Annotated in this window: 24 protein-coding genes, 1 tRNA gene and 1 other RNA gene; 12 read left to right on the top strand and 14 right to left on the bottom strand. The window is 34.9% G+C overall.

Features of this window, described 5'->3' with window-relative positions; genetic code table 11:
- The first annotated feature begins 685 nt into the window (after positions 1-685).
- From O5640_RS05285 to O5640_RS05265, 5 genes are all read left to right on the top strand, one after another.
- Complete coding sequence (locus O5640_RS05285) at positions 686-961, top strand: HU family DNA-binding protein (protein ID WP_011295240.1); 276 nt, start codon at positions 686-688, stop codon at positions 959-961.
- Positions 962-1,094: 133 nt separating this feature from the next.
- Positions 1,095-1,421: a hypothetical protein gene (locus tag O5640_RS05280; RefSeq protein WP_269613637.1), complete on the top strand. Its 327-nt coding sequence runs from the start codon at positions 1,095-1,097 to the stop codon at positions 1,419-1,421.
- A gap of 146 nt (positions 1,422-1,567) precedes the next feature.
- Complete coding sequence (locus O5640_RS05275; protein WP_269613636.1) at positions 1,568-1,843, top strand: hypothetical protein; 276 nt, start codon at positions 1,568-1,570, stop codon at positions 1,841-1,843.
- Positions 1,844-2,014: 171 nt separating this feature from the next.
- A complete protein-coding gene (locus tag O5640_RS05270; RefSeq protein ID WP_269613635.1) occupies positions 2,015-2,203 on the top strand; it encodes a hypothetical protein in 189 nt (62 codons plus the stop codon).
- Positions 2,204-2,265: 62 nt separating this feature from the next.
- Positions 2,266-2,505: a hypothetical protein gene (locus tag O5640_RS05265; protein WP_269613633.1), complete on the top strand. Its 240-nt coding sequence runs from the start codon at positions 2,266-2,268 to the stop codon at positions 2,503-2,505.
- On the opposite strand, the gene O5640_RS05260 is transcribed toward O5640_RS05265, so the two are convergent.
- Both O5640_RS05260 and O5640_RS05255 read right to left on the bottom strand, forming a co-directional pair.
- Complete coding sequence (locus tag O5640_RS05260; protein ID WP_269613632.1) at positions 2,502-2,714, bottom strand: hypothetical protein; 213 nt, start codon at positions 2,712-2,714, stop codon at positions 2,502-2,504. The two genes, O5640_RS05265 and O5640_RS05260, sit on opposite strands and share 4 nt — an antisense overlap.
- Before the next feature lie 50 nt (positions 2,715-2,764).
- Positions 2,765-3,058, bottom strand: coding sequence for a high light inducible protein (locus tag O5640_RS05255; RefSeq protein ID WP_269613631.1), 294 nt, complete (start codon positions 3,056-3,058; stop codon positions 2,765-2,767).
- Between the two features lie 481 nt (positions 3,059-3,539).
- Between O5640_RS05255 and O5640_RS05250 the strand changes: the two genes are divergently transcribed.
- The 3 genes from O5640_RS05250 (at position 3,540) to O5640_RS05240 (ending at position 6,160) form a co-directional block, all read left to right on the top strand.
- Positions 3,540-3,992: an NAD(P)H-quinone oxidoreductase NdhF gene (locus O5640_RS05250; protein ID WP_269613630.1), complete on the top strand. Its 453-nt coding sequence runs from the start codon at positions 3,540-3,542 to the stop codon at positions 3,990-3,992.
- Positions 3,993-4,126: 134 nt separating this feature from the next.
- Positions 4,127-5,362, top strand: coding sequence for a glycosyltransferase (locus O5640_RS05245; RefSeq protein WP_269613629.1), 1,236 nt, complete (start codon positions 4,127-4,129; stop codon positions 5,360-5,362).
- Between the two features lie 45 nt (positions 5,363-5,407).
- On the top strand, positions 5,408-6,160 hold the full coding sequence (locus O5640_RS05240; RefSeq protein WP_269613627.1) for a sugar transferase: 753 nt from the start codon (positions 5,408-5,410) through the stop codon (positions 6,158-6,160).
- Between the two features lies 1 nt (position 6,161).
- Here O5640_RS05240 and cbiB read toward each other — a convergent pair whose 3' ends face one another.
- The 5 genes from cbiB to O5640_RS05215 form a co-directional block, all read right to left on the bottom strand.
- Complete coding sequence (gene cbiB / locus O5640_RS05235; RefSeq protein WP_269613802.1) at positions 6,162-7,157, bottom strand: adenosylcobinamide-phosphate synthase CbiB; 996 nt, start codon at positions 7,155-7,157, stop codon at positions 6,162-6,164.
- A gap of 14 nt (positions 7,158-7,171) precedes the next feature.
- Positions 7,172-8,167, bottom strand: a complete 996-nt coding sequence (gene ilvC, locus O5640_RS05230) for a ketol-acid reductoisomerase (protein WP_269613626.1) — start codon at positions 8,165-8,167, stop codon at positions 7,172-7,174.
- A gap of 129 nt (positions 8,168-8,296) precedes the next feature.
- The gene (locus tag O5640_RS05225) at positions 8,297-8,899 is read right to left on the bottom strand and encodes an ATP-dependent Clp protease proteolytic subunit (RefSeq protein WP_269613625.1); all 603 of its coding nucleotides are present in this window, start codon (positions 8,897-8,899) and stop codon (positions 8,297-8,299) included.
- A gap of 57 nt (positions 8,900-8,956) precedes the next feature.
- Positions 8,957-9,631, bottom strand: coding sequence for an ATP-dependent Clp protease proteolytic subunit (locus O5640_RS05220; RefSeq protein WP_269613624.1), 675 nt, complete (start codon positions 9,629-9,631; stop codon positions 8,957-8,959).
- Positions 9,632-9,669: 38 nt separating this feature from the next.
- On the bottom strand, positions 9,670-10,779 hold the full coding sequence (locus tag O5640_RS05215) for a PIN/TRAM domain-containing protein (protein ID WP_269613623.1): 1,110 nt from the start codon (positions 10,777-10,779) through the stop codon (positions 9,670-9,672).
- Between the two features lie 108 nt (positions 10,780-10,887).
- On the opposite strand from O5640_RS05215, the gene hemW reads away from it, so the two are divergent.
- A complete protein-coding gene (gene hemW, locus O5640_RS05210; RefSeq protein ID WP_269613622.1) occupies positions 10,888-12,117 on the top strand; it encodes a radical SAM family heme chaperone HemW in 1,230 nt (409 codons plus the stop codon).
- Here the strand turns inward: hemW and panB are convergent.
- Complete coding sequence (gene panB, locus O5640_RS05205; RefSeq protein WP_269613621.1) at positions 12,059-12,877, bottom strand: 3-methyl-2-oxobutanoate hydroxymethyltransferase; 819 nt, start codon at positions 12,875-12,877, stop codon at positions 12,059-12,061. The two genes, hemW and panB, sit on opposite strands and share 59 nt — an antisense overlap.
- A 42-nt stretch (positions 12,878-12,919) precedes the next feature.
- Between panB and ffs the strand changes: the two genes are divergently transcribed.
- An RNA gene (gene ffs / locus O5640_RS05200) (signal recognition particle sRNA small type) lies at positions 12,920-13,016 on the top strand.
- A gap of 30 nt (positions 13,017-13,046) precedes the next feature.
- Here ffs and ftsZ read toward each other — a convergent pair.
- The 6 genes from ftsZ to O5640_RS05170 form a co-directional block, all read right to left on the bottom strand.
- Positions 13,047-14,150 carry a cell division protein FtsZ gene (gene ftsZ / locus O5640_RS05195; protein ID WP_420063699.1) on the bottom strand — a complete coding sequence of 368 codons (1,104 nt, stop codon included), beginning with the start codon at positions 14,148-14,150 and terminating at the stop codon, positions 13,047-13,049.
- Positions 14,151-14,313: 163 nt separating this feature from the next.
- Positions 14,314-15,144: a cell division protein FtsQ/DivIB gene (locus O5640_RS05190; RefSeq protein ID WP_269613618.1), complete on the bottom strand. Its 831-nt coding sequence runs from the start codon at positions 15,142-15,144 to the stop codon at positions 14,314-14,316.
- Positions 15,132-15,542: a hypothetical protein gene (locus O5640_RS05185; RefSeq protein WP_269606653.1), complete on the bottom strand. Its 411-nt coding sequence runs from the start codon at positions 15,540-15,542 to the stop codon at positions 15,132-15,134. Before O5640_RS05185 ends, O5640_RS05190 begins: the two co-directional genes overlap by 13 nt.
- A 36-nt stretch (positions 15,543-15,578) precedes the next feature.
- On the bottom strand, positions 15,579-16,640 hold the full coding sequence (locus O5640_RS05180; protein WP_269613617.1) for a D-alanine--D-alanine ligase family protein: 1,062 nt from the start codon (positions 16,638-16,640) through the stop codon (positions 15,579-15,581).
- A 52-nt stretch (positions 16,641-16,692) separates the two neighbouring features.
- Positions 16,693-18,084, bottom strand: a complete 1,392-nt coding sequence (miaB, locus tag O5640_RS05175; protein ID WP_269613616.1) for a tRNA (N6-isopentenyl adenosine(37)-C2)-methylthiotransferase MiaB — start codon at positions 18,082-18,084, stop codon at positions 16,693-16,695.
- 61 nt (positions 18,085-18,145) lie between these two features.
- Positions 18,146-18,218: transfer RNA gene (locus O5640_RS05170), tRNA-His, on the bottom strand.
- Positions 18,219-18,423: 205 nt separating this feature from the next.
- On the opposite strand from O5640_RS05170, the gene O5640_RS05165 reads away from it, so the two are divergent.
- A complete protein-coding gene (locus tag O5640_RS05165; RefSeq protein WP_269613614.1) occupies positions 18,424-19,740 on the top strand; it encodes an amidohydrolase family protein in 1,317 nt (438 codons plus the stop codon).
- Positions 19,737-21,089, top strand: a complete 1,353-nt coding sequence (locus O5640_RS05160) for an FAD-binding oxidoreductase (RefSeq protein ID WP_269613612.1) — start codon at positions 19,737-19,739, stop codon at positions 21,087-21,089. Before O5640_RS05165 ends, O5640_RS05160 begins: the two co-directional genes overlap by 4 nt.
- Positions 21,090-21,101: the final 12 nt, after the last annotated feature.

Genomic DNA, 21,101 nt, shown 5'->3' with positions numbered 1-21,101 from the left:
AAAGGAAGCTGTTATTAAGGATATAGTGCTTTTTTCATAAATTAAATTGTTTTCACGCGAGAATTTGGTTTTTTTTTGCGATTTGGGGTTTGACTGAAGTTCAAATACATTCTATTCCAATTAAAATTTCAGTCTTTAAAGATTAGGAAAAATAATCAAGAAAAATTTTAGAGCTCTTTAAGGATTTCAGCTCCAAAAAAATTTTCTAGTCATATTCATAGTCCTAGAGCTAACAAAATCTGATTTTTCATTTATTCCTTCCCTTTTTTAGTGTGAAATTATTTTGTAATACCAATAAATGTGCTGTTCTGCAGACCTTTGTTAATTCATAAGAATTTAATTAAATATTTGATTTTTGCTAGAAAAAATAATTAATTTCAAACTTCAGACCTTTTCTTGATGAAAAACCTGAGAAGTCAAACTTTCCAGAATCCCTGTCCTGACAAGCTTCTTGGGGAAAATGGAAAACTTGAAATTTCTTTTGAACTGTTTAGTTTAAGTTTTTTAGATATTGTTCAATCGACAAATAATGCGTATATATTTTTTAGAAAGCTTACTGTCACAAGCTCTTTGGGTTGCAGGCAAGTGATTTGGTTCATACGATTAGCAAGATTGAGTTTTTTGGAGACTAATTACCTATTGGTTTCCCTCCTCTTACTCCCTGCTACTACATACAATCTTTCCAATGAACAAAGCAGATTTAGTCAACCTAGTTGCTGCTCGTACAGAGCTAACTAAAACCGACGTCTCTCTGGTAGTTGATGCCGCCATAGATACAATTATTGATTCTGTAGTGGAGGGTAAGAAAGTCTCCATTCTGGGTTTTGGCTCTTTTGAACCTCGCGATCGCTCCGCTCGTCAAGGATTAAACCCTAAAACTGGAGAAAAAATAGCGATCCCTGCTAAAAGAGTACCTGCCTTTACAGCTGGGAAGTTGTTTAAGGACCGTGTTCAGGGATAAGTCTTTTAAAAGCTGTTCTTGTTACTTACCTCTTCCTCTTGAGGGACTCTTTAAAAATGAGTCCCTTTTTTTGTACTAAAGAATTGTTTGTCATATTTAAAAAGCTATTAACTTTTTTAATGGAGATTATGTTTTGACTGGTTATCCCTTTGATAAAATCAAAATAAAATTGTTTGTTTTTATATATTTGCTAAGTCTTTTAAACCCAGTGATGGCATATGAATCAAGAGAGTATTTGTTAATTGATATGTTGGTAAGGAGTTGTTATAAAGATATGAAAAATTGTATTCCAGCATTATTTAAGATTAATAATTATCAGAAAAAAGCTGCAAGAAATAAAAAGTTTTCTTGTCAAACTAGATTACTTGGTTTAGAGGCAAATTTAATAATGGCTACGAACTTTAATTTAAAAAGAAAGGATGCTAAAAGTATTCTTGATTCTATCAAGAAATATTGCTAAATATAATCAATAAATTGATCAATAATGTTGGCATTGTTACTTGGTAAACAAATTAATGTGAAAAACTAGAACAAAATAGCTTCTTATCTGATTTATATAAGTAAGCTTAGAACTATAAAGATAAAGAAATTCTTCTAACTAAGAAAATGAGCCCCAAAGCCTCTAATTCCAAAAAAACTAATGATAAGGCAATTAAGACCAATAAGGTCAAGGATAATAAATTTAAAAAATCAAGTTCTAATGATCCAGACGTATTAGTTAACCTGCCAGCTGGTATGAAATATAAAGTCCCTGGTAAGCGTCAGAGAGTAGTTATCGGTTCAATAGTAATTGGTTTAAATGTCTTATTAGTTATTAGTGTGCTTGTTTACTTTTATAATCCATCATTCCAAGAGTTTGTTTACAATTTTGGTCGTAGCTAGTGGCTTTAAAAACTTAATAATTGAATTTTTATTAATGATTAGCTTCGATTGAGACAAATAGGAAAAAATTACTATTTTGGGAAAAAAGTAAAGTTTGACTAAGAATTTTTTCTTGAGTTATGTTATGGAAGCTATATATTTTAATGTTTTATTAGAGTCAATCTAATAGTGATGCTAGAAAAAAGCAGTCAGGAGAAGAAGTCGAAAAAGATTCCCCAACAGCGAAAGACAACTCTTAAATGGGGAACCAATGGTGAGCTATCTGCGCTTGATATGGTTCGTATATTGGATCGTTTAAATGATCAAGATTTAACAGAATGTGAAATACCCTTAGAAAAAGTAAAAAGGAAAAAAATATAAATGCTTTTTTTATCTACTATCAAGGGTAATATAATTTTAATAATATAAATATATTATCTATTATGAAAATAATTCTTGTGTTGATATCTTTAGTTGCAATAATTTTTGGATATTTATATTTTTTTACAGGATATAAATCTGCTTTTGAAGCCGATCAGCAATGCCATTATGAATTACGATTAAAATCTGTTGAATTAGAAGGATTGGGTTGCGATCATGATCTTGAAACAAATCAATGGCTACTTTATCAAAAGAGTATTAATGACGAGCCTTCTCAAGTTGTTGAACGTTTTCGTTATTAACCAATAAATTTATTATTTATTGTTGGAAACATATAGATAGCAATGATTGAAGAAATAAAAGCTGTAATTATAAATGTTGAAAATTGCCCTATCGAACCTGGGAGATATGTATTTTGAAGGAAATAAAAATCAATAAGTGAACCAATTGTTCCCCAAATAATTACCCAAGCAGATACGTATGAAACACCCACTAATGTTTTTTTATTCATGGCTTTTAGAATCATGCTAATGGAATAAATATAATATAAACCTTTGATCTCTAGCTAATTCCGAAAATTTTTAGCGTTGCTGGTTCGCCACCAAAAGCTAATTCAGTGAGTATGAGCATCAGAAAACCAATCATGGCTACTCTGGCATTAACAAGTTCAGCATTTTCATTGAAACCAAAAACTTGTTTGACTTCTTCGCCTTTATTATTTATCCATTTAGGGTATGAACTTAGACTATGGTTTTGATCATTTAGTTCTGGATCGTTTTTAGATTCAATTGTTTTTGCATCATCTAGCTCAGAATAGATATTTTGATTATTGACATCTGAATCATTCTCTGACATTTCAATTTAAAAGATGAATATGTTTAGATTATAAGCCATTTTTGTTTAGATTCCTGCTTTTCGAGATTTAGTCATTCTTTAAACTATTTGAAGTTATTAATTTTTAGTTTCATATACTACACAATCCTAATTAACAAAAGAGTTTGTAAAAATAATAATATCTAATAATTAAAATTAAATTATATATTACCAATTTATTTGGCTTGTATATAAAAAAAAGAAAAGAGTTATATCAAAGTTAATAATATTTGATTACTTTCGTTATTAAGTTTTGTTTGACTATTAATTTATGGCTTGTTTTTCTCTCAATTCCTTGCTAAAAAATATTATATGATTTTATGTAATGAATAGATCTATCCCTATCCCTATCCCTATTTCTATTAGGATTGTTATATATTCAGTTGGTTCCTTGATACTTAGTCTCCGAGAACTAATAAAAAAACTAACTGTTTCATATAAAAACTAAGCTTCTTTGAAAACTATGTTATTAAATTTGACTTGGCTAATCCCTGGCCTGCCAATAATTGCATCTGTTATTGTGATGGGGCTCTTTTTGAGTTTTAACAAAACAATGAATAGGCTTACAAAGCCAGTATCCTATTTTCTTATTAGCAGCATTTCTTTTTCTGAAATAATCAACTTTATTTTATTGAAAAATGATATATCAGGTAATGATATTCTTTTTGGGAGCGGGTTTGAATTGATTGTTGATAGACCAGCATTGCTATTTGCTGAATTAACAGGCTTGATTTTTTTATTGATTATGCTTTTTTCATTTGCTAAATTAAAAAGAAGAATTGGCTATGTTAGATACTTTGTTTTTCTTGGATTTTTAAGTGGTTTCGTTTATTTACTCTCTTTTAGTGGTAGCTCATTCCATTATTTTTATGATCCATTAATATCATCTTTAGACAAAACAGGCTTTTCTTTTTAGAGTGATTATTTGATAACCTATTGAGCTTAATCAAAAATAATTTTGATCTGTATAATTGATGATATGCTTTTCTGTTGTCATAATATCTAGGTTGTAATAAACTAAAAATAATTTTAGGATTTAAGGTTTTTACTTTGAGCGTAAATTCATATTTAGATCTTCCAAGCAATATTGCATTAGTTCATGAATGGTTTACTCCGAGATCATCAGGAGGTGCTGAGAATGTTGTGGAGGTGATTGATGACTTACTAAGTGAAATCGCATCAAAGCCAGAACTTTTTTCTTTGGTTAATGAAGAGAATTTACAAAAAAATAGCTGGTTGTTTAAAAGAAAAGTAAAAACTAGTTTTATTCAAAAATTACCATTCGGGATCTCGCATGTTCAACAATATTTACCCCTTTTACCTTTCGCGATTGAGCAGCTCGATCTAGAAGGATATCCATTAGTTATAAGTAGTAGTCATCTTGTTGCTAAGGGTATTTTGACTTCGCCTGATCAACTTCACATTAGTTATGTGCATACACCTGTTAGATACGCTTGGGATCAAATGAATATATATTTGCAACGAACTTTTTTAAGAAGAATTGGTTTAGGACCATTAATTAGATGGCAATTGCATGCTTTGAGACAATGGGATCAATTAAGTAGCTCAAGAGTTGATTATTTACTGGCAAATTCTAATTTTACTGCAAAGAGAATTTGGAAGTATTGGAGAAGGCGGTCAGAGGTCCTACATCCACCAGTAAATATAAATCGTTTTGCATGGAATAAGCCCAGAGACGATTTCTATTTAAGTGTCTGTAGGTTGGTTCCTAATAAAAGGGTTGATTTACTCGTTAGGGCTTTTAATAGGCTCAAATTACCTTTGATCATTGTTGGGGATGGAGCTGAAAAAGCATATTTAAAAGACCTTGCAGGTCCAACAGTTCAAATTCTTGGTTTTCAAAGTAAAGAGTATATTGAAAATCTAATGAGCAGATGTAGAGCGTTTGTTTATGCTGGTATTGAGGATTTTGGTATAGCTCCTGTTGAAGCAATGGCTTCCGGAGCTCCTGTGATTGCTTTTGCTAAGGGAGGGGTTTTAGATACAGTAAAATGCTTTCACTGCTCTTCAGATAAACAAGCAACTGGACTATTGTTTCCTTCTCAGACAGTGAAGTCTTTGATTGAGGCAATTGAGTTTTTTAAAGAAAAACAACTTTGGAAAGATTTAAATCCTGAGCCAATTAGAAATTGGAGTAATTCTTTTTCTCAAGATTCATTTAAAAATAGATTTGAGAAAACCATAAATAGAGTTTGGAGAGATCATATCAATTCTTGTGACATTGCTACTAGTGACCTTAGTTCTTCATCAAGAAATATTTATTAAGTATGGTGTAAATTTGCAGTCTTGAGATTACTAACTCAATAATTTGTGCAAACTAATCCAAGAAAATCTTTAATACGATGGTATGAGTTCCGTAAAGGCTCTCCAAGAATTCCTTTTGAAGTTATCTCAAAAGAACCTTCTTCTTTGTTGGCTGTAGAAATAATAAGAAATCAAAGTCGTTATGGACGCTCTTTAAAAAGGATAGGAGATGTTATTTTTTCTTTGATTGTTTTAACTCTAGGCTCTCCAATATTTATTTTTATTGGTATATTAGTAAAGTTAAGTTCTCCAGGATCTATCTTTTATATTCAAAAAAGAATAGGAAGAAACTATAGAGAATTTGGATGCATCAAGTTTCGTACTATGTATAAAAATGCTGATGATTTACTACCAAATTTGTTAGAGAAATATCCTCTTATGAGAAAGGAATTTGAAAAAGATTTTAAATTGCGTAAAGATCCTAGAATAACTAAATTTGGTAGATTTCTTCGACGATCTAGTTTAGATGAATTACCACAATTCTTTAATGTTCTAAAAGGAGAAATGAGTGTTGTTGGTCCAAGACCAATCGTTAGTAATGAAATAAACAAATACAGTCTTTTCATGGAAGAAGTTATTTCTGTTAGACCAGGACTCACTGGCTTATGGCAAGTTAGTGGTAGAAACAACCTTAGTTATAAAAAAAGGATTGAATTAGATTTAGCCTATGCAAGAAATAGAAATTTTATACTTGATTTGGAAATCATCATTCTTACATTAGGAGTATTGATCTTTCCTATGGATAGAGGTGCTTATTGATTTATAAATTAATAAATTTAATTATTAATGTAAAAACTATTATCCAAACGATTTGTAGCCTAAGACTTAAATTAAGTATCCTTTTGACAGAATCTATACTTGCTATTGGATAGGACATTGCAACTATAGGCTTTATTACTTTTACCCCTTTGTAATAATTTACTCCGCCCATTCTTACTTCAGCACAATAAGCAAATATTGCTTCAGAAATCCCTGAATTTGGTGAAGAATCAACAATACCTTCCTTCCAGGAATTACTTATAGTTTTTAAAATGGACGTGTTTGTTTTACAGCAAAAAGGAAGGGTAATTAATACAATCCTTGAAGGAATCCATACCATTAGATCATCCAGTTTTGCACCAGTAAAACCAATCCACTTTAATTTTCCCTCTTTGTATCCAAGCATTGAATCAATAGTGCTAGATGCTTTAAAAATCCATGCCATCGCCAATGGCCCAGGCATAGATTGATTGAATTCCCAGAAAATAGTTCCTATAAACATCCAAAATAATGGAGCAAAAATACCATCTACAGAATTTTCACTTGCGGTTTCTGCTGAAGCTCTAAGAATCTCATTAGTATCTAAATTCTCAACATCTCTACCAACTATAAGACTTAATTTTTGTCTGATATTATTTAGATTATCTCTATAATTTTCTTTTCTTATTGAATTTAGAATTTCTAAAATACTTTTGTTCAGACTTCTTGTCGCCAGTGAACTACTTAAAATGAAACAAAAAAATAATGTACTTAAAATAGGATTTTTTATTTCAAAAAATAAAAATAATCTTTCTATAATCCATCCAGATATACCACTTAATGATACGACTATAAATGTAATTATTAAGCCTCCAATAAATAATCTAGATTTATTTTCTTTCCCAATCTTCTCAGCTAATCCTTTCAGAAAACTAATAACCACACCCATAGATTGGACTGGGTGTGGCAAGTTTTTTGGATCTCCTATTAAAAAGTCAAGAAGAGCTGCAACAAAGATTAAGTAAATGATTTTTAATCTGATTTAAGCCAGCTAAACATCGAGCGAAGTGTTTTACCTACTTTTTCAATGGGAAGTTCTGAATCTTTTTGGCGAATTTTCTTCATCTCAGGTTTCCCTGCTTCGCATTCTTTTACAAAGTTTTTAGCAAAAGTACCATCTTGAATATCTGCAAGAATGTTTTTCATTTCTTCTTTTGTCTCTTTGGTTATTAACCTTGGACCGCTTACGTAATCTCCATATTCAGCTGTATTTGAAATTGAGTCCCTCATTGCAGTTAGACCTCCTTTCACCATGAGGTCAACTATTAGTTTGACTTCATGCAAGCATTCGAAGTAGGCCAATTCAGGTTGATAACCTGCTTCAACAAGAGTTTCAAAACCAGCTTTGACTAACTCTGATAGGCCTCCACATAAAACCGCTTGTTCCCCAAAAAGATCAGTTTCGGTTTCCTCCTTGAAATTAGTTTCTAGGATCCCAGCGCGTGTTCCGCCAATACCTTTGGCATATGCCATCGCAAGTGATCTTGCATTGCCTGAGGCATCTTGCTCAATAGCAAATAAAGCTGGAACCCCTTGACCATTTTGATACTCCCATCTAACAGTGTGACCTGGTCCTTTCGGGGCAATCATTACTACATCGACGAATTCAGGCGGTTTAATTAATTCAAAGCGAATATTGAACCCATGAGCAAAACTAAGTATTTTCCCAGGTTTTAAATGAGGTGCTATCTCTTTGGAATAAACATCTTTTTGAAACTCATCAGGCAAAAGTATCATTATCCAATCTGCTCTTTCAGAAGCCTCCGCGACGCTTAAAACTTCTAAACCATCAGAAGTTGCTTTGCTGGCTGAGCGACTTCCTTCATAAAGCCCAACAACAACTTTGATACCACTATCTTTTAAATTTAATGCATGCGCGTGGCCTTGAGATCCATAGCCAATAATTGCAACGGTTTTATCTTGAAGAAGACCTAGGTCTGCATCCGAGTCGTAAAAAAGTTTTGCCATGTGAGTGGGTATTTCAGAACTGTATTAAGGCTGAGCTTACGAAATAGAGTGCTATTGAAACCACTTCCATTGATATATTTTTTTGTCTATCAAGACAATTTAATTAATTAAGAGCAACATGCTTTTAACTTAACTTTCACTTGGATGGGTTATCACCCTGTCGATTAGGCCATAATTTTTTGCTTCTTCCGCGCTTAGAAAGTAATCGCGATCAGTATCTTTTTCTATCTTTTCATATGTTTGACCTGTCATCTCTGCCATCGATTTATTGAGCATTTCTTTTATTCTAAGAATTTCACGTGCTTCAATTTCAATATCACTCGCTTGTCTTTGAGCCGTACCGCCAAGTGGTTGATGAATCATTATTCTGCTATGCGGAAGAGCAAGCCTTTTGCCTTTTGTTCCTGCAGAGAGTAAGAAGGCACCCATTGAGGCCGCCAACCCAACACAAATGGTTACAACATCACTTTTTACATATTTCATCGTGTCATAGATGGCTAAACCCGCGGTTACGGAGCCTCCGGGACTATTGATGTACAAATAAATTGGCTTGCTACTGTCTTCAGAATCAAGATAAAGCATTTGAGCTACAAGGCTATTTGCTATGCCGTCGTTCACTTCTTGACCAAGAAATAGAATTCTCTCAGCACCAAGTCTTGTATATATATCAACCCATCTTTCAAATTGACTTCCTGGAAGACGGTAAGGAACGCTTGGAGTACCTATAGGCATGGCTTTTTAATGTTGAGTAGTTGAGGAAATGATTTAAAAACTTGGAAAAATATGTTGCTATGTGGGCAAAACTTTCTCGCCTGGCAAGTCTTTTCTACTAGTAAGAACTCTATCTATAATCCCATAATCAACCGCTTCCTGAGGGTTCAGATAACTCATTCGATCTGAGTCTTTGGATAATTGATCCACTGATCTTCCAGTGTTATGACTAAGGATTTCTAGCATCGCTTTCTTGTTGTGAATAACCTCATTAGCTCTGATTTGAATATCAGTTGCTTGGCCTTGAGCCCCACTTCTAGGCTGATGAAGGACGATTGATGCATGAGGTAATGCTGCTCGTTGTCCTTTTGTACCGGCCGAAAGAATTACTGCAGCGGTTCCCATTGCTTGACCTATGCAAATAGTATGAACCGGAGGTTTCACGTATCTGAGGGTGTCGCAGATTGCAAAGGCTTCAGTTTCAAATCCGATTGCATCTCCTGTGTACCAACTTGTTCCTGTGGAGTTTATATAAAAATAAATAGGTTTTTCTGAATTATCAAATTCCAGAAAAAGAAGTTGGGCAATAATTAGCTCAGTTACATCCATTCCGAGTTGCCTCTTGGCATCATCATCGGAAAATAGCGGTAATCCTAAATAAACTATCCTTTCTTTCAGAAGAAGCGATGGTAAATCAGGAGGTGGAGTTCTCATTACGGCAGAATCGCCATAATACGGTGCGGATGCGGTCATATGAAGTTAAGTCTTCTTGGATTCGAGCCTAGCTAGATCTAGCCTTGAGATGCTTTTGTTTTTTCAAATTTGTTCGGGGGCTGATCATTTGAAGCTTTACTAAAAACCATTCGGCCCGTCGGTGTTTGTAATGCTCCAGTCACAACTACTTCAATCCTTTTACCGATCCATTGGAGACCCTCCTCGATAACTACCATTGTGCCATCTTCAAGATAGGCAATACCTTGTGAGTTTTCCTTACCTTCTCTAACTACTTTTAAATTTAATTTTTCACCTGGTTGAACTTCAGGCCTAACTGCAAGTACTAGATCACTTAAATTGAGAACTTTTATTTCTTGGACTAAAGCTACCTGAGATAAGTTGTAATCAATAGTGATTAATATTCCTGAAATATCTGAAGTTAACTTTAAAAGAATTTCATCAGTTCCTTCTCCTTCATATTTTGTACTATTGATAACTAATCTTCTTCCGTAATTTTCTCTTAATTGATTCAGTAATTTTAGCCCTCTCCTTCCTTTCCCTCGTTTTTCATTGTTACTTGAGTCAGCTAGTTTTTGAAGCTCATCCATTACTGATTGGGCTACGATTATTTGCCCTTCTATTAGTCCAAATCTGAGAAGAGCCTGAATGCGACCATCAATTATTACGCTTGTATCTAAAACTTTCGCACTGGCTGGAGTTAGAATTCCATCTGCCATTAACAAAGACTCAGTGCTACTTGGATTGAAAAGACGTAAAACTGTTCTTCCATGAACATCGGCAAGGTTATAACCAAGTACTCCAAAAAAAATGTTGCTAAGTACAGCAAAAATAGGTTTTACAAAAAATAATTCAGCGGGTAAAGGTAAAAGGAGTACAGGTACTAATAAAAGTGTTGCTATGACAAGTCCAAGAACTATGCCAACAGATCTACTAACTAGTAGGTCTGTTGGCATAGTTCTTATTCTTTTAGTTAATTTATTTCTAAATTGCTGAAAAAGGAAAGCTATTAAAAGACCTACAAGAGCGGTTAATCCTGATAGAGCAATTTTTAAATTTTTAAGATTAGTAATATGATCTAAAGTCTCTTCAGGTAGCCAATTCACCCCAATCCATCCGGTGATTGCACCGGAAATAAGAAACAAAACCAGAATAACTATGTCTGCCATATGTTCAGGTTATGCTTGCTTCTCGTTTTTTACTAAAGCTTTATTTATTTTCAAAGATTTGGATTGTAAAAGTGACCATTTATTTGGGTTTGTAAATCTAGAGCTCAAATGGTAGCCCCACCAAGAAGTGCATATTTGCATATACCCTTTTGCCATAAAAGATGTTTTTACTGTGATTTTTCCATTATCCCTATAGGTGATAGCGTTCAAGTCCCAGGTAGTCCAGGGATAACTTCCGTTAACGCATATTTAGATTTACTTCATAGAGAGATTTCAATAGCCCCCCAAGGTCCTGCATTGTCAACAATCTATTTAGGCGGCGGAACCCCTTCGTTGTTAAAAAAAAATGAGTTAGATGAGTTGTTGAGAAATCTTCAAAAAAAATTTGGATTTCAAGATGGTGCGGAGGTAAGTATGGAGATTGATCCAGCAACATTTTTTGAAAATGATCTGAATGGATACATAGAAATAGGAGTCAATAGATTTAGCTTGGGCGGTCAGTCCTTTGATGATAATATTTTGGCCTCAATTGGTAGAAAACATAATTCCTCACAATTAATAGAGGCTTGCAATTGGTTAAATAACTTTTTTAAAAAAGGAATTATAAGAAGCTGGAGCCTTGATTTGATTCAGAATCTTCCTGGTATAAATTTGTCTAAGTGGATTAAAGAGTTGAACCAAGCAGTTGAAACGGAAGCCCCACATTTGTCAATTTATGATTTGACAATCGAACCAGGTACTGTTTTTGGAAGATTACATAAAAAAGGTAATTTGAATATCCCAATTGAATCTGAAGCTCAAAAAATAGATTTTTTAACAAATAGATTTCTGAAAAGTAGGGGTTTCTCTAGGTACGAGATTTCAAGTTACTCATTGCCGGGACATGCATCTAGACATAATCGTGTGTATTGGAGTGGTTCTGGTTGGTGGGGCTTTGGCATGGGGGCAACAAGTGCTCCTTGGGGGGAGCGATTCACTAGACCCAGAACAATTGCTGGGTATAAAAAATGGCTTCTACAGCAAGAGAGTCAATTATCAGAGAAAGCTTTGTGTAATGAAAAGTCAAAACCAATGCCATTGGATGAACTATTGATGATTGGCCTAAGAAGACGTGAAGGTATTCATTTTGAGGAACTTGCTAAAAATTCAGGATGGACGCAAAAAGAATGCGATAAAAATTTAAAATTACTAGAGAACTTTTGGTTGAATTCTTTAAACGATGGGTCTCTATTAAGAAACAATGGAAGATATTTTTTAAGTGATCCGAGAGGGATGCAAATTAGCAATCAGATTTTGATTCAAATGTTTTTGTGGTGGGATTCGCTTGATCTGGATTAGTAGAATTAATCCATTCTTTTAAGGCATCGATGCAAAGTTCTCGTCCTGCTAGGAAAGGTTTTGCAAAAGGAGGCTGTGAAATTGAAAGGCCAAGAATATCAGCTGTAACTCTTACCTGCCCATCACAATTACAGCCTGCTCCAATGCCAATTACGGGAATGTCTAAATGATTCTTTAATTGGCTGGCAATTTCTCCTGGGATATGTTCAAGAACTATTGCAAAACATCCTGATTCTTGAAGCATTTTTGAATCTTTGAAAATTTTTTCTTGACTGTCTTTGTCCCTGGCTTGTGATTTATATCCAAGTTGATGAACTGATTGAGGAGTTAGGCCAAGATGACCCATTACAGGGATTCCAGTTCTAATAAGTCTTTTAATTACTAATAAAGTCTCAGGTTCAGCTCCTTCAAGTTTCACTGCTGAAGCAGATGAATTTTTCAGGAGAGTTCCAGCAGCTTCAACAGCCTTGTCTTCGCCACATTGATAACTTAAAAAAGGGAGATCACAAACTACTAATGGTTGTTCGGAAAGAGGTTTAGAAAAGCCTCTACATACAGCCTGTGTGTGGTGAAGTATTTGATCAAGTGTTACTGGAAGTGTCGTTGCGTGTCCTAAGACAACCATTCCAAGTGAATCTCCTACTAAAACAACATCAGCTCCTGCGGCCTCTACTATTGAGGATGAAATAGCATCCCAAGCAGTTAATACGATTATCTGTTTACCAAACTTTTTAAAACGAACCAATTCTGTGGTTTGCATTTAATTCTTAATAACGTGGTTAGCTATTGCTAGAATATTATTGACTCGGCCCCATGCGGCTGTGACGCCTAAACCTGGTCAGGACCGGAAGGTAGCAGCCATATGGGATGCTCAAAGCAGGCGTGGAATCCGGGTCACCTTAATTAAAGCAATAAGAGCAATAAAAGTCTCAACGATTTTGTCTTAGACGTAAAAACTCAGGTATAGAAGCACCTGCTTCCCTATTTTCTGATCCTTCATAAAGTGATTGTGGCGTAAGTCTTGCTCTAGTTCTTTCATTTGAATAAATTTGATTACTGTCAAACCCAGTAGCAATAACAGTTACTTGAATCTCGCCCTCAAGTTTTTCGTCAACAACTGTGCCTACAATAATATTTGCTTCGGGATCTACTACATCGGAAATGACCTCAGAAGCAGATGTCATGTCTTCTAGAGTCATATCTTTCCCTCCAGTTATGTTTATCACACACCCTTTTGCTCCATCTATTCGAGCTGCTTCTAGAAGAGGACTATTGATTGCTGCTTGAGCTGCTTCTAGAGCTCGTGATCTTCCAGAGCCTAAACCAATTCCTAAAAGCGCAGTACCGGCTTCTGTCATAACAGAACGCACGTCAGCAAAATCTACATTAACCAATCCAGGACAAGTGATTATGTCGCTTATTCCTTGAACTCCTTTCATTAGAACATCATCAGCGCTTCTAAAGGCTTCTTGCAAAGGTGCTCCTGAAATCACGTCTTTTAGTCTGTCGTTTGGGATGACAATTAACGTATCAACATTCTCTGCAAGCCTTGCGATACCTTCATCAGCTTGTCTCAAACGACGTTTCCCTTCGAAACTGAATGGTTTGGTAACTATCCCCACTGTTAAAGCACCGCTTTCCTTGGCGACTTGAGCAACAACAGGGGCTGCTCCGGTTCCAGTACCTCCTCCCATACCGGCGGCAATAAAAACTAGGTCTACCCCTTCTAATGCTTGTTGAAGATCAGCCCTCGATTCTTCTGCTGCCTTCTGCCCAATACTTGGATTACCGCCTGCTCCAAGCCCTCTAGTTAAGCTTTGACCAAGCTGAACTCTATGAGTAGCGGATGATTGTATTAGAGCTTGAGCGTCTGTATTGAGTACGCGATATGTGACTCCATCAAGATCGCTATTAATCATGCGATTGACGGCATTACTTCCTCCGCCCCCAACGCCAATAACCTCAATACGTGCAGATTGACTGGGTAGGATTCCTTCATCCATGTTGAAACTAGGTTTGTTTCCCATTCCCATCACCATATTCAGGATTAGAACTCGTTTTGGGCATTATGAACATCATCTATGAATTCTGTTGGCTTATGGGTTCAAATTGATTAACAAATTAATTTCCTAGATTGACCTTGAATTGCTCCAAATATAATAATGATTTCAAAGGAAACATGTTATAGCAAGGCTTTTACTTTCCATTGTCTAGCAATTTTTCTATTTTTAATTCTGGTTTGCTTGGATCTTTAAGATCCACGATTTTTACTTTTGTGTTGATTAAAAGATTTGGTAATGATTTTTGTAGTTGGTTGAGTTTATTGATTTGCTCGATCAAACGATCAGTTCCTAAGCCTAGAAGGACTGAATCGAATTGCTCTGTTTTTAGGCTTATTTCTTGAAGAGGATTTATTTTGATTTTTTGAAGAGGGCTTTGAAAAATAAATCTATTTTTAATTATTTCAATAATTTCTTTTTTTTTATCTGGATTCCAATTCTCTATAGATAATTTTATTTTATTTTGTTTTGATTTATTTACAAATCGAAGTGGTATCCAGGATCCTTCGATATCAATCATTCCTTTTTCTAGATTGCTTGAAAAAATGCGACTCGCAAATGCGACTGGCTCTCTTTCTAAAACATTTACATGAATTTCAGGAGGGAAAAACTTTCGGCTTACTGAAACTCCTTTAATAGGAAGCTTTTTTATTAAATAAGATTCAATTTCTTTTGGATTTAACTCCAACAAATTTTTAGGAAAAAAAATACTAGTTGTTTTTTTTATGTCGTTTTTTGTTATTCCAGATAGGCCTGTTATTTTAGTTTGATCAAAACCTATTGGTTTCCAAGCCTGGTTTGAAAATGAAAGAATTAGAAAAATCGAAGTGCTAGAAAAAAAGAGTAATTGCCAAAGTTCAATTAGAAAAGTTTTGTTTTGAGCAATAAACGAGACTTTTTTAGTTGATATTCGGTTGTAGTTATTTAATGTTCCCTTTTTTCTTCTATTTGATTTCAAAGGTCGCATCTTGCTCTGGACATTAGTTTGTCCATCCATTGACGAGCACGTTCAGCATCTGAGAAAGGCACATCTATTTCTCTTCCCGAACCAACAAGTCTTAGTCGGCAACGTCCCTCAGATTCTTTTGTTAATGGTGCTTCTCCTGAACTGAGAGCCATAAGCTCAACCATTTCTAGTTTCTTAACTTCGAAAGTTGCTTCCTCCTTGAAGCTGCCAGCTTCAAAGCTGCTCCAGCATAAAATTCCAGCCTTTAATCGAGCAGCTCCTGTCCCATCAAGCTTTGCAAGCTCTGAACCTTTAGCCCAAATCAAATAGAGATTCTGTCGCCTTCTCTCGATCCAGCCAAGGGAAGCTATGAGAATAAAAGCCATCAATAATGGCAACCAAAGGAGACCGTGAATCATTTTTTGAAAAAGAGATCTAAAAATGTCATGGTTAATTCATTCTTTAGCTGTTTCTATGAGACTAGCAACAAGTTTTTCTAGTTTTAATCCAGAAGCTTCCCATAACATTGGATACATACTTGTTTTTGTGAAGCCAGGCAAGGTATTAACTTCATTTATGTAAATCTGTTGCGTGCTCTCTTGGTAAAAGAAATCTACTCTCGCTAATCCATAAGCGTTAATAGCTTTACATGCTTCGATAGCTAGCTTTTGTATTTTATTAACTATCTCTATATTTAAATTAGCTGGTATAATTGTACTACTTAGATTTTCATCGTATTTGGATTCATATGTATACCAATCAGTTTGAAATTTAACTTCGCCAATAACTGATGATTTCATTTTAGACTTTCCTAATACACCACATTCAAGTTCTCTACCTTCAATATTTTTTTCTATTATAATTCTCTCATCATATTTTACTGCAATTTCTATTCCAGTAATTAGTTCTTGTTTTGAGTAAGCTTTGGTTATGCCAATAGAAGAACCCAAGTTGGCTGGCTTTACAAAACAAGGATAGTTTATTATTTTTTCTATTTTATCAAAAACGGAATTCATAAATAATTCATTTAATAAATTCTCTTTATGTAAATAAATATATGGAGATTGAGGCAGATTTAATGAATTGAAAATAGATTTCATTGCTATTTTATCCATACCTAAAGATGAACCAAGAGTTCCGGATCCAACAAAAGGCTTTCCGGTTAATTTAAATAATCCCTGAATAACTCCATCTTCCCCGTTTGGACCATGCAATGCGGGGAACCATATATCAACTTTGTTACTTTCTTTTGCAAAGTTCGTTAAATTATGATTTGAATCTTTATTACTTTCTATAGTTTTAATTGATTCTTTTTCTTCCAATAAAATTGACTTTGAGTATGCTGAATCTTCCCAAAAGCCATGCTTGTCTATATATATTGGATTTACAACAAATCGATCACAATTATAAGAATGAGAAAAGGCGTTGTAAATAGTTTTAGCTGATTTTATCGAAACCTCATGTTCGCTTGAATTTCCACCAAATACTAGTCCTACAGTGAGTTTTTTATTCGACATGACTATTTTAGTTTGAATATTTTATAATAAAGTTCATTTAATTTATCAAAATTTATGAAAGGCTTCCAGTTAATGAGAATGGACGTATTTCATTGATTTTTATTGTCACAATTTCTCCTGGTTGATGTGATTTGATATTACTTGATGATCTCGGAAAAAATGTTAATCTATTTGTTCTAGTTCTTCCCATTAGTTGGGAATTATCTTTAGAATTTATATTCTCTATAAGTATTTCCTGTAATGAGTCTTTATATCTTAAATTTCTTTCTTTTGCGGTCTTTTCCACCAAGTTGTTAATTTCTCTTAGCCTATCAATCTTTATTGATTCAGGTAATTGATTAGGCCATAAAGCAGCTGGTGTATTTGGTCTTGGAGAGTAGGCTGCAGTATTAACAAGATCAAATTTAACATCCTCTATAAGTGATAGTGTTTCTTCGAATTCATCTCTTGTCTCTCCTGGAAAAGCTACAATTGCATCAGAAGTAATAGATGACTCAGGCATTATTTGTTTTATATAATCTATAATCTCTTTATAGGTTTGAACGGTATATCCCCGACCCATATTTTTGAGTACTTTATTACTTCCACTTTGGAAAGGGATATGAAAGTGTTCACAAACCTTAGGAAGTTTTGCACATACATCTATTAACTCTTTCGTAAAATACCTTGGATGACTTGTAGCAAATCTAATACGCTCAATTCCTTCAATGTCATGAATATATTCCAATAAATTTGAAAGTGTTAATTGTCCGGATTTATTAAATTCATAAGCTTTAAAGTCTCTACCATAGGCATCTATGTTTTGCCCTAACAGGGTTATTTCTTTGTATCCAATTCTCGCTAATTCTTCTATTTCATGTTTAATAGCTTGAGGTGTTCTTGATTGCTCTTTCCCTCTAACCGAGGGGACTACACAATAAGTGCAGCGCTCATTGCATCCATATATAATGTTGACCCAACCGCAGATGGCGCTCTCTCTTCTTGCTGTTGCTATGTCTTCGTATATGTGCTGTTCATCGGTCGCTAATACTTGATGCCCGTTATCAACTTGATTAAGAAGAGTTTCCAGTCGATTTGCATGCTGAGGCCCCATTACAAGATCTATTTCAGGAACTCTTCGTAATAGGGTTTCTCCTTCTTGTTGAGCTAAGCATCCTGCAATAATGATTTTCATATGAGGATTTGATTTTTTTCTTATAGCTTGCCTTCCTAGATAGCTATAAACTTTTTGTTCAGCATTGTCACGAATAGTACAAGTGTTGTAGAGAATTAAATCAGCTTTAAGCTCCTCTTCAGCAAGCTGATATCCCATTGTTTGCAATATGCCTGACATTCTTTCTGAATCAGCTTTATTCATTTGACATCCAAAAGTGGTAATCCAATAGCTTCCTCTGTTGGTCCTTAAAGATGTGCTTTGTTTATTAGGAGCTATTGATGATGTCATCGAAGATTTATTTCTTCCTTAGGAAAAAAGATTTTTGAGATTGATTGCAGAAATATTCAAGGGCGAGCGAGGGGATTCGAACCCCCGAATAGCGGCGCCACAAGCCGCTGCCTTAACCACTTGGCGACGCCCGCCTTGTGCTTTTAATCTACCAATGATTTGTCATTTTGAGATTCCAAAATGATTTTGGTAAAAAATTGAGCTTGATGACATTGTAGATAGTAAGGATTAAATTTTTAACTTTTTATATTTTGATCACAACGCAATTGACAGGTATTGAAGTTACTGTGGTGTTAGAACCCGGATTAAGAAAAGGACGGGAATGAAATCTATTCAAAAGTGAATTTCGCAAAAAATGTTGAATTGATTGCAAGTCCTCCAAAGTCTGGGTGCATAGATGTACTTGTTCCAAGATGTTTGATTGGCAATGGAAAGGATGTATTAGGAACATCAATTGATCAAGAAGGCTTGTCCTCTATTCAACTTGAGTGGAGGGATGGCACGATTACCTCAGTTAAGGGCTTAAAAGAAACATCTAAAGTTCCAGAGGAAATTCTTCTCCCAAGATTTGCCGAAACTCATGCACATTTAGATAAAGCATTCTCATGGTCTCGTTCACATAATTTGAAGGGTACTTACCAAGAAGCCTTAGCAGCAAATCTTAGTGAATATGAATTGAGGTCCAGCGATGAATTGCTTTTCAGCGTTGAAAAGTCTCTTGATTTAGCTCTTATTAATGGGATAAGGGCAATTAGATCGCATATTGATAGTTTTGGAAAAACTGCAATTAGAGATTGGGATCTGTTGGAGAATGTTAGAAAAAAATGGCAAGAGAAAATTTTCTTACAGTTCGTAGCGTTGGTTCCATTAGATTTTTGGCAAACTTTTGAAGGTGAGCTTTTAGCTCAAAGAGTTGCTTCCAACGGAGATCTTTTAGGTGGGGTCATTGCTCCCCCTTTTAACAAGAGAAAGACTTTTAAGTCCTTATTACATTTAGTTCAAATCGCCAATAGACTCAATTGTGATATCGATCTGCATATTGATGAGTCTCAGTCTTGTTCGGCTGGAGGATTGAAATTACTTCTGGAGGTATTAGATCAAGTTCAAAATGAGATATCAATAACTTGTAGTCATTTAAGCAGCATGGGATTGCTAAGAGAAAAGGCGATTTCACAATTGGCTAAAAAAATGGCTAAAAACAAATTAAAAGTTGTTGCGTTACCATTAACTAATTCTTGGCTTCTTGGAAGGAAAGATCGGTCCACTTTAATTAAAAGACCATTGGCTCCAATATTTCAACTTCAAAAGGCTGGTGTCGTCGTATCCGTAGGAGGAGACAATGTAAACGATGCATGGTTTCCTCTATCTAATTTTGATCCAATAAATTTAATGGCTTTTTCCATGCCAATTGCTCATTTATCTCCTTGGGACAGATTGGGCCTTTCTCCTTTTACATCGTCTGCAGCCCAAGTGCTTAACCTTCAATGGGATGGCCTTTTTCAAAAGGGAAGTCCTGCCGATTTTATTTTGTTAGATTCAAATAGTTGGGTAAAAGCTTTGTCTTACAGCCCTAAAAGAAGAGTAGTAATTAATGGCGAATTCTTAAATGAATTGCCTAAAAACAACAATTCAACATTCAACAATTCTCATCCATGACTAATAAAGAGAAAGTAGAGTTGCTTTTAGGTGAATTAAAATCAGTATCTGATCTAGAGATCTATCAAAAAACTAGTGATTTAAAAAGGTTCTCTAAGGATTTCTTTGATTATTCACCGATATTGATTGATGAATTAAAAGATTGTTTGGCTGACATAGTCGTTCGACCGCTTGCGGTTGATGCGATTATTGTTGTGGCTCGAATTTGTAATAAGTATTCAACTCCTTTGACCCTTAGAGGCTCTGGAACAGGGAATTATGGTCAATGTGTTCCACTTAACGGTGGAGTCGTTATGGTTATGTCTGGTCTTAGGAAAATTAGAAATTTCGATTCAAAATCTGGTGAAGTCACAGTTGAATCTGGTTGCTTGCTTAGAGATATTAATGATGAGTTGATTAAATATGGACGTCAGTTACGGCTACTTCCGAGTACATGGAGAAGCGCTTCCATTGGTGGCTTTATTGCTGGCGGTTCAGGTGGAATAGGATCCGTTCGTTGGGGCTTCCTTAGAGATCCTGGGCATTTGCAGGCCTTAGAAGTAATAACGACTGAGGATTTACCAAGAAAACTTGAGTTGAATGCAACCAATTCTGAAGCTTTAAATCATGCTTATGGAACCAACGGAATTATTACTGCATTGACATTAACAACTGCTCCATATGTTGAATGGCAACAAATAGTAGTCGATTGTTTTGATTTGGGTCAAGCGGTTGACTTGTTAAGTAAATTTAGTTGTGCAGCGTTGGAGCTTTATTTGGGAACTTTGTTAGAGAAGGAAATTGTTGCTTGTCTTCCCTCTGGGTCTGGCAAACCCTCAAACAAACATAGAATTTTACTTTTGGTCTCACCTGATGGTGTTAGCACCATTGAGCGACTTGCGAAAGCGGCTGGTGCTGACTTTTGTGACTTAGGTCCAGAAAATCTTAAGGTAGGGACAGGTCTTCGAGAGCTTTCTTGGAACCATACGACTTTACATATGCGTGGCATTGATTCTGATTGGACATATTTGCAATTGCTTCTTCCTCAGCCTGAGTTGGAAATGATGAAAAAATTGAAATCCGAGTGGGGATCAAATCTTTTATGGCATTTGGAATGTGTTCGTCAAAATGGAGTTCAAAGATTAGCCTCACTTCCTCTTGTTAAGTGGCAAGGTAAAGAAGCTATGAATCAATTAATCAGCCAATGTAGAGATCTTGGTGCGTTGATTTTTAATCCGCATACAATCACTGTCGAAGATGGAGGCCTAGGTGTAATTGATTCTGATCAAGTGCAAGCTAAGAGTAACTTTGATCCAAAAGGGATTCTTAATCCAGGTAAACTTAAAGGCTGGAATCTAAAAGTCAATTGATTTAATTTCTAT

The organism is Prochlorococcus marinus str. MIT 0912 (genome assembly GCF_027359595.1).
Classification (GTDB): domain Bacteria; phylum Cyanobacteriota; class Cyanobacteriia; order PCC-6307; family Cyanobiaceae; genus Prochlorococcus_B; species Prochlorococcus_B marinus_C.
The sequence above is the reverse complement of the archived record's forward strand: the minus strand, read 5'-3'. Positions and strand labels throughout refer to the sequence as shown.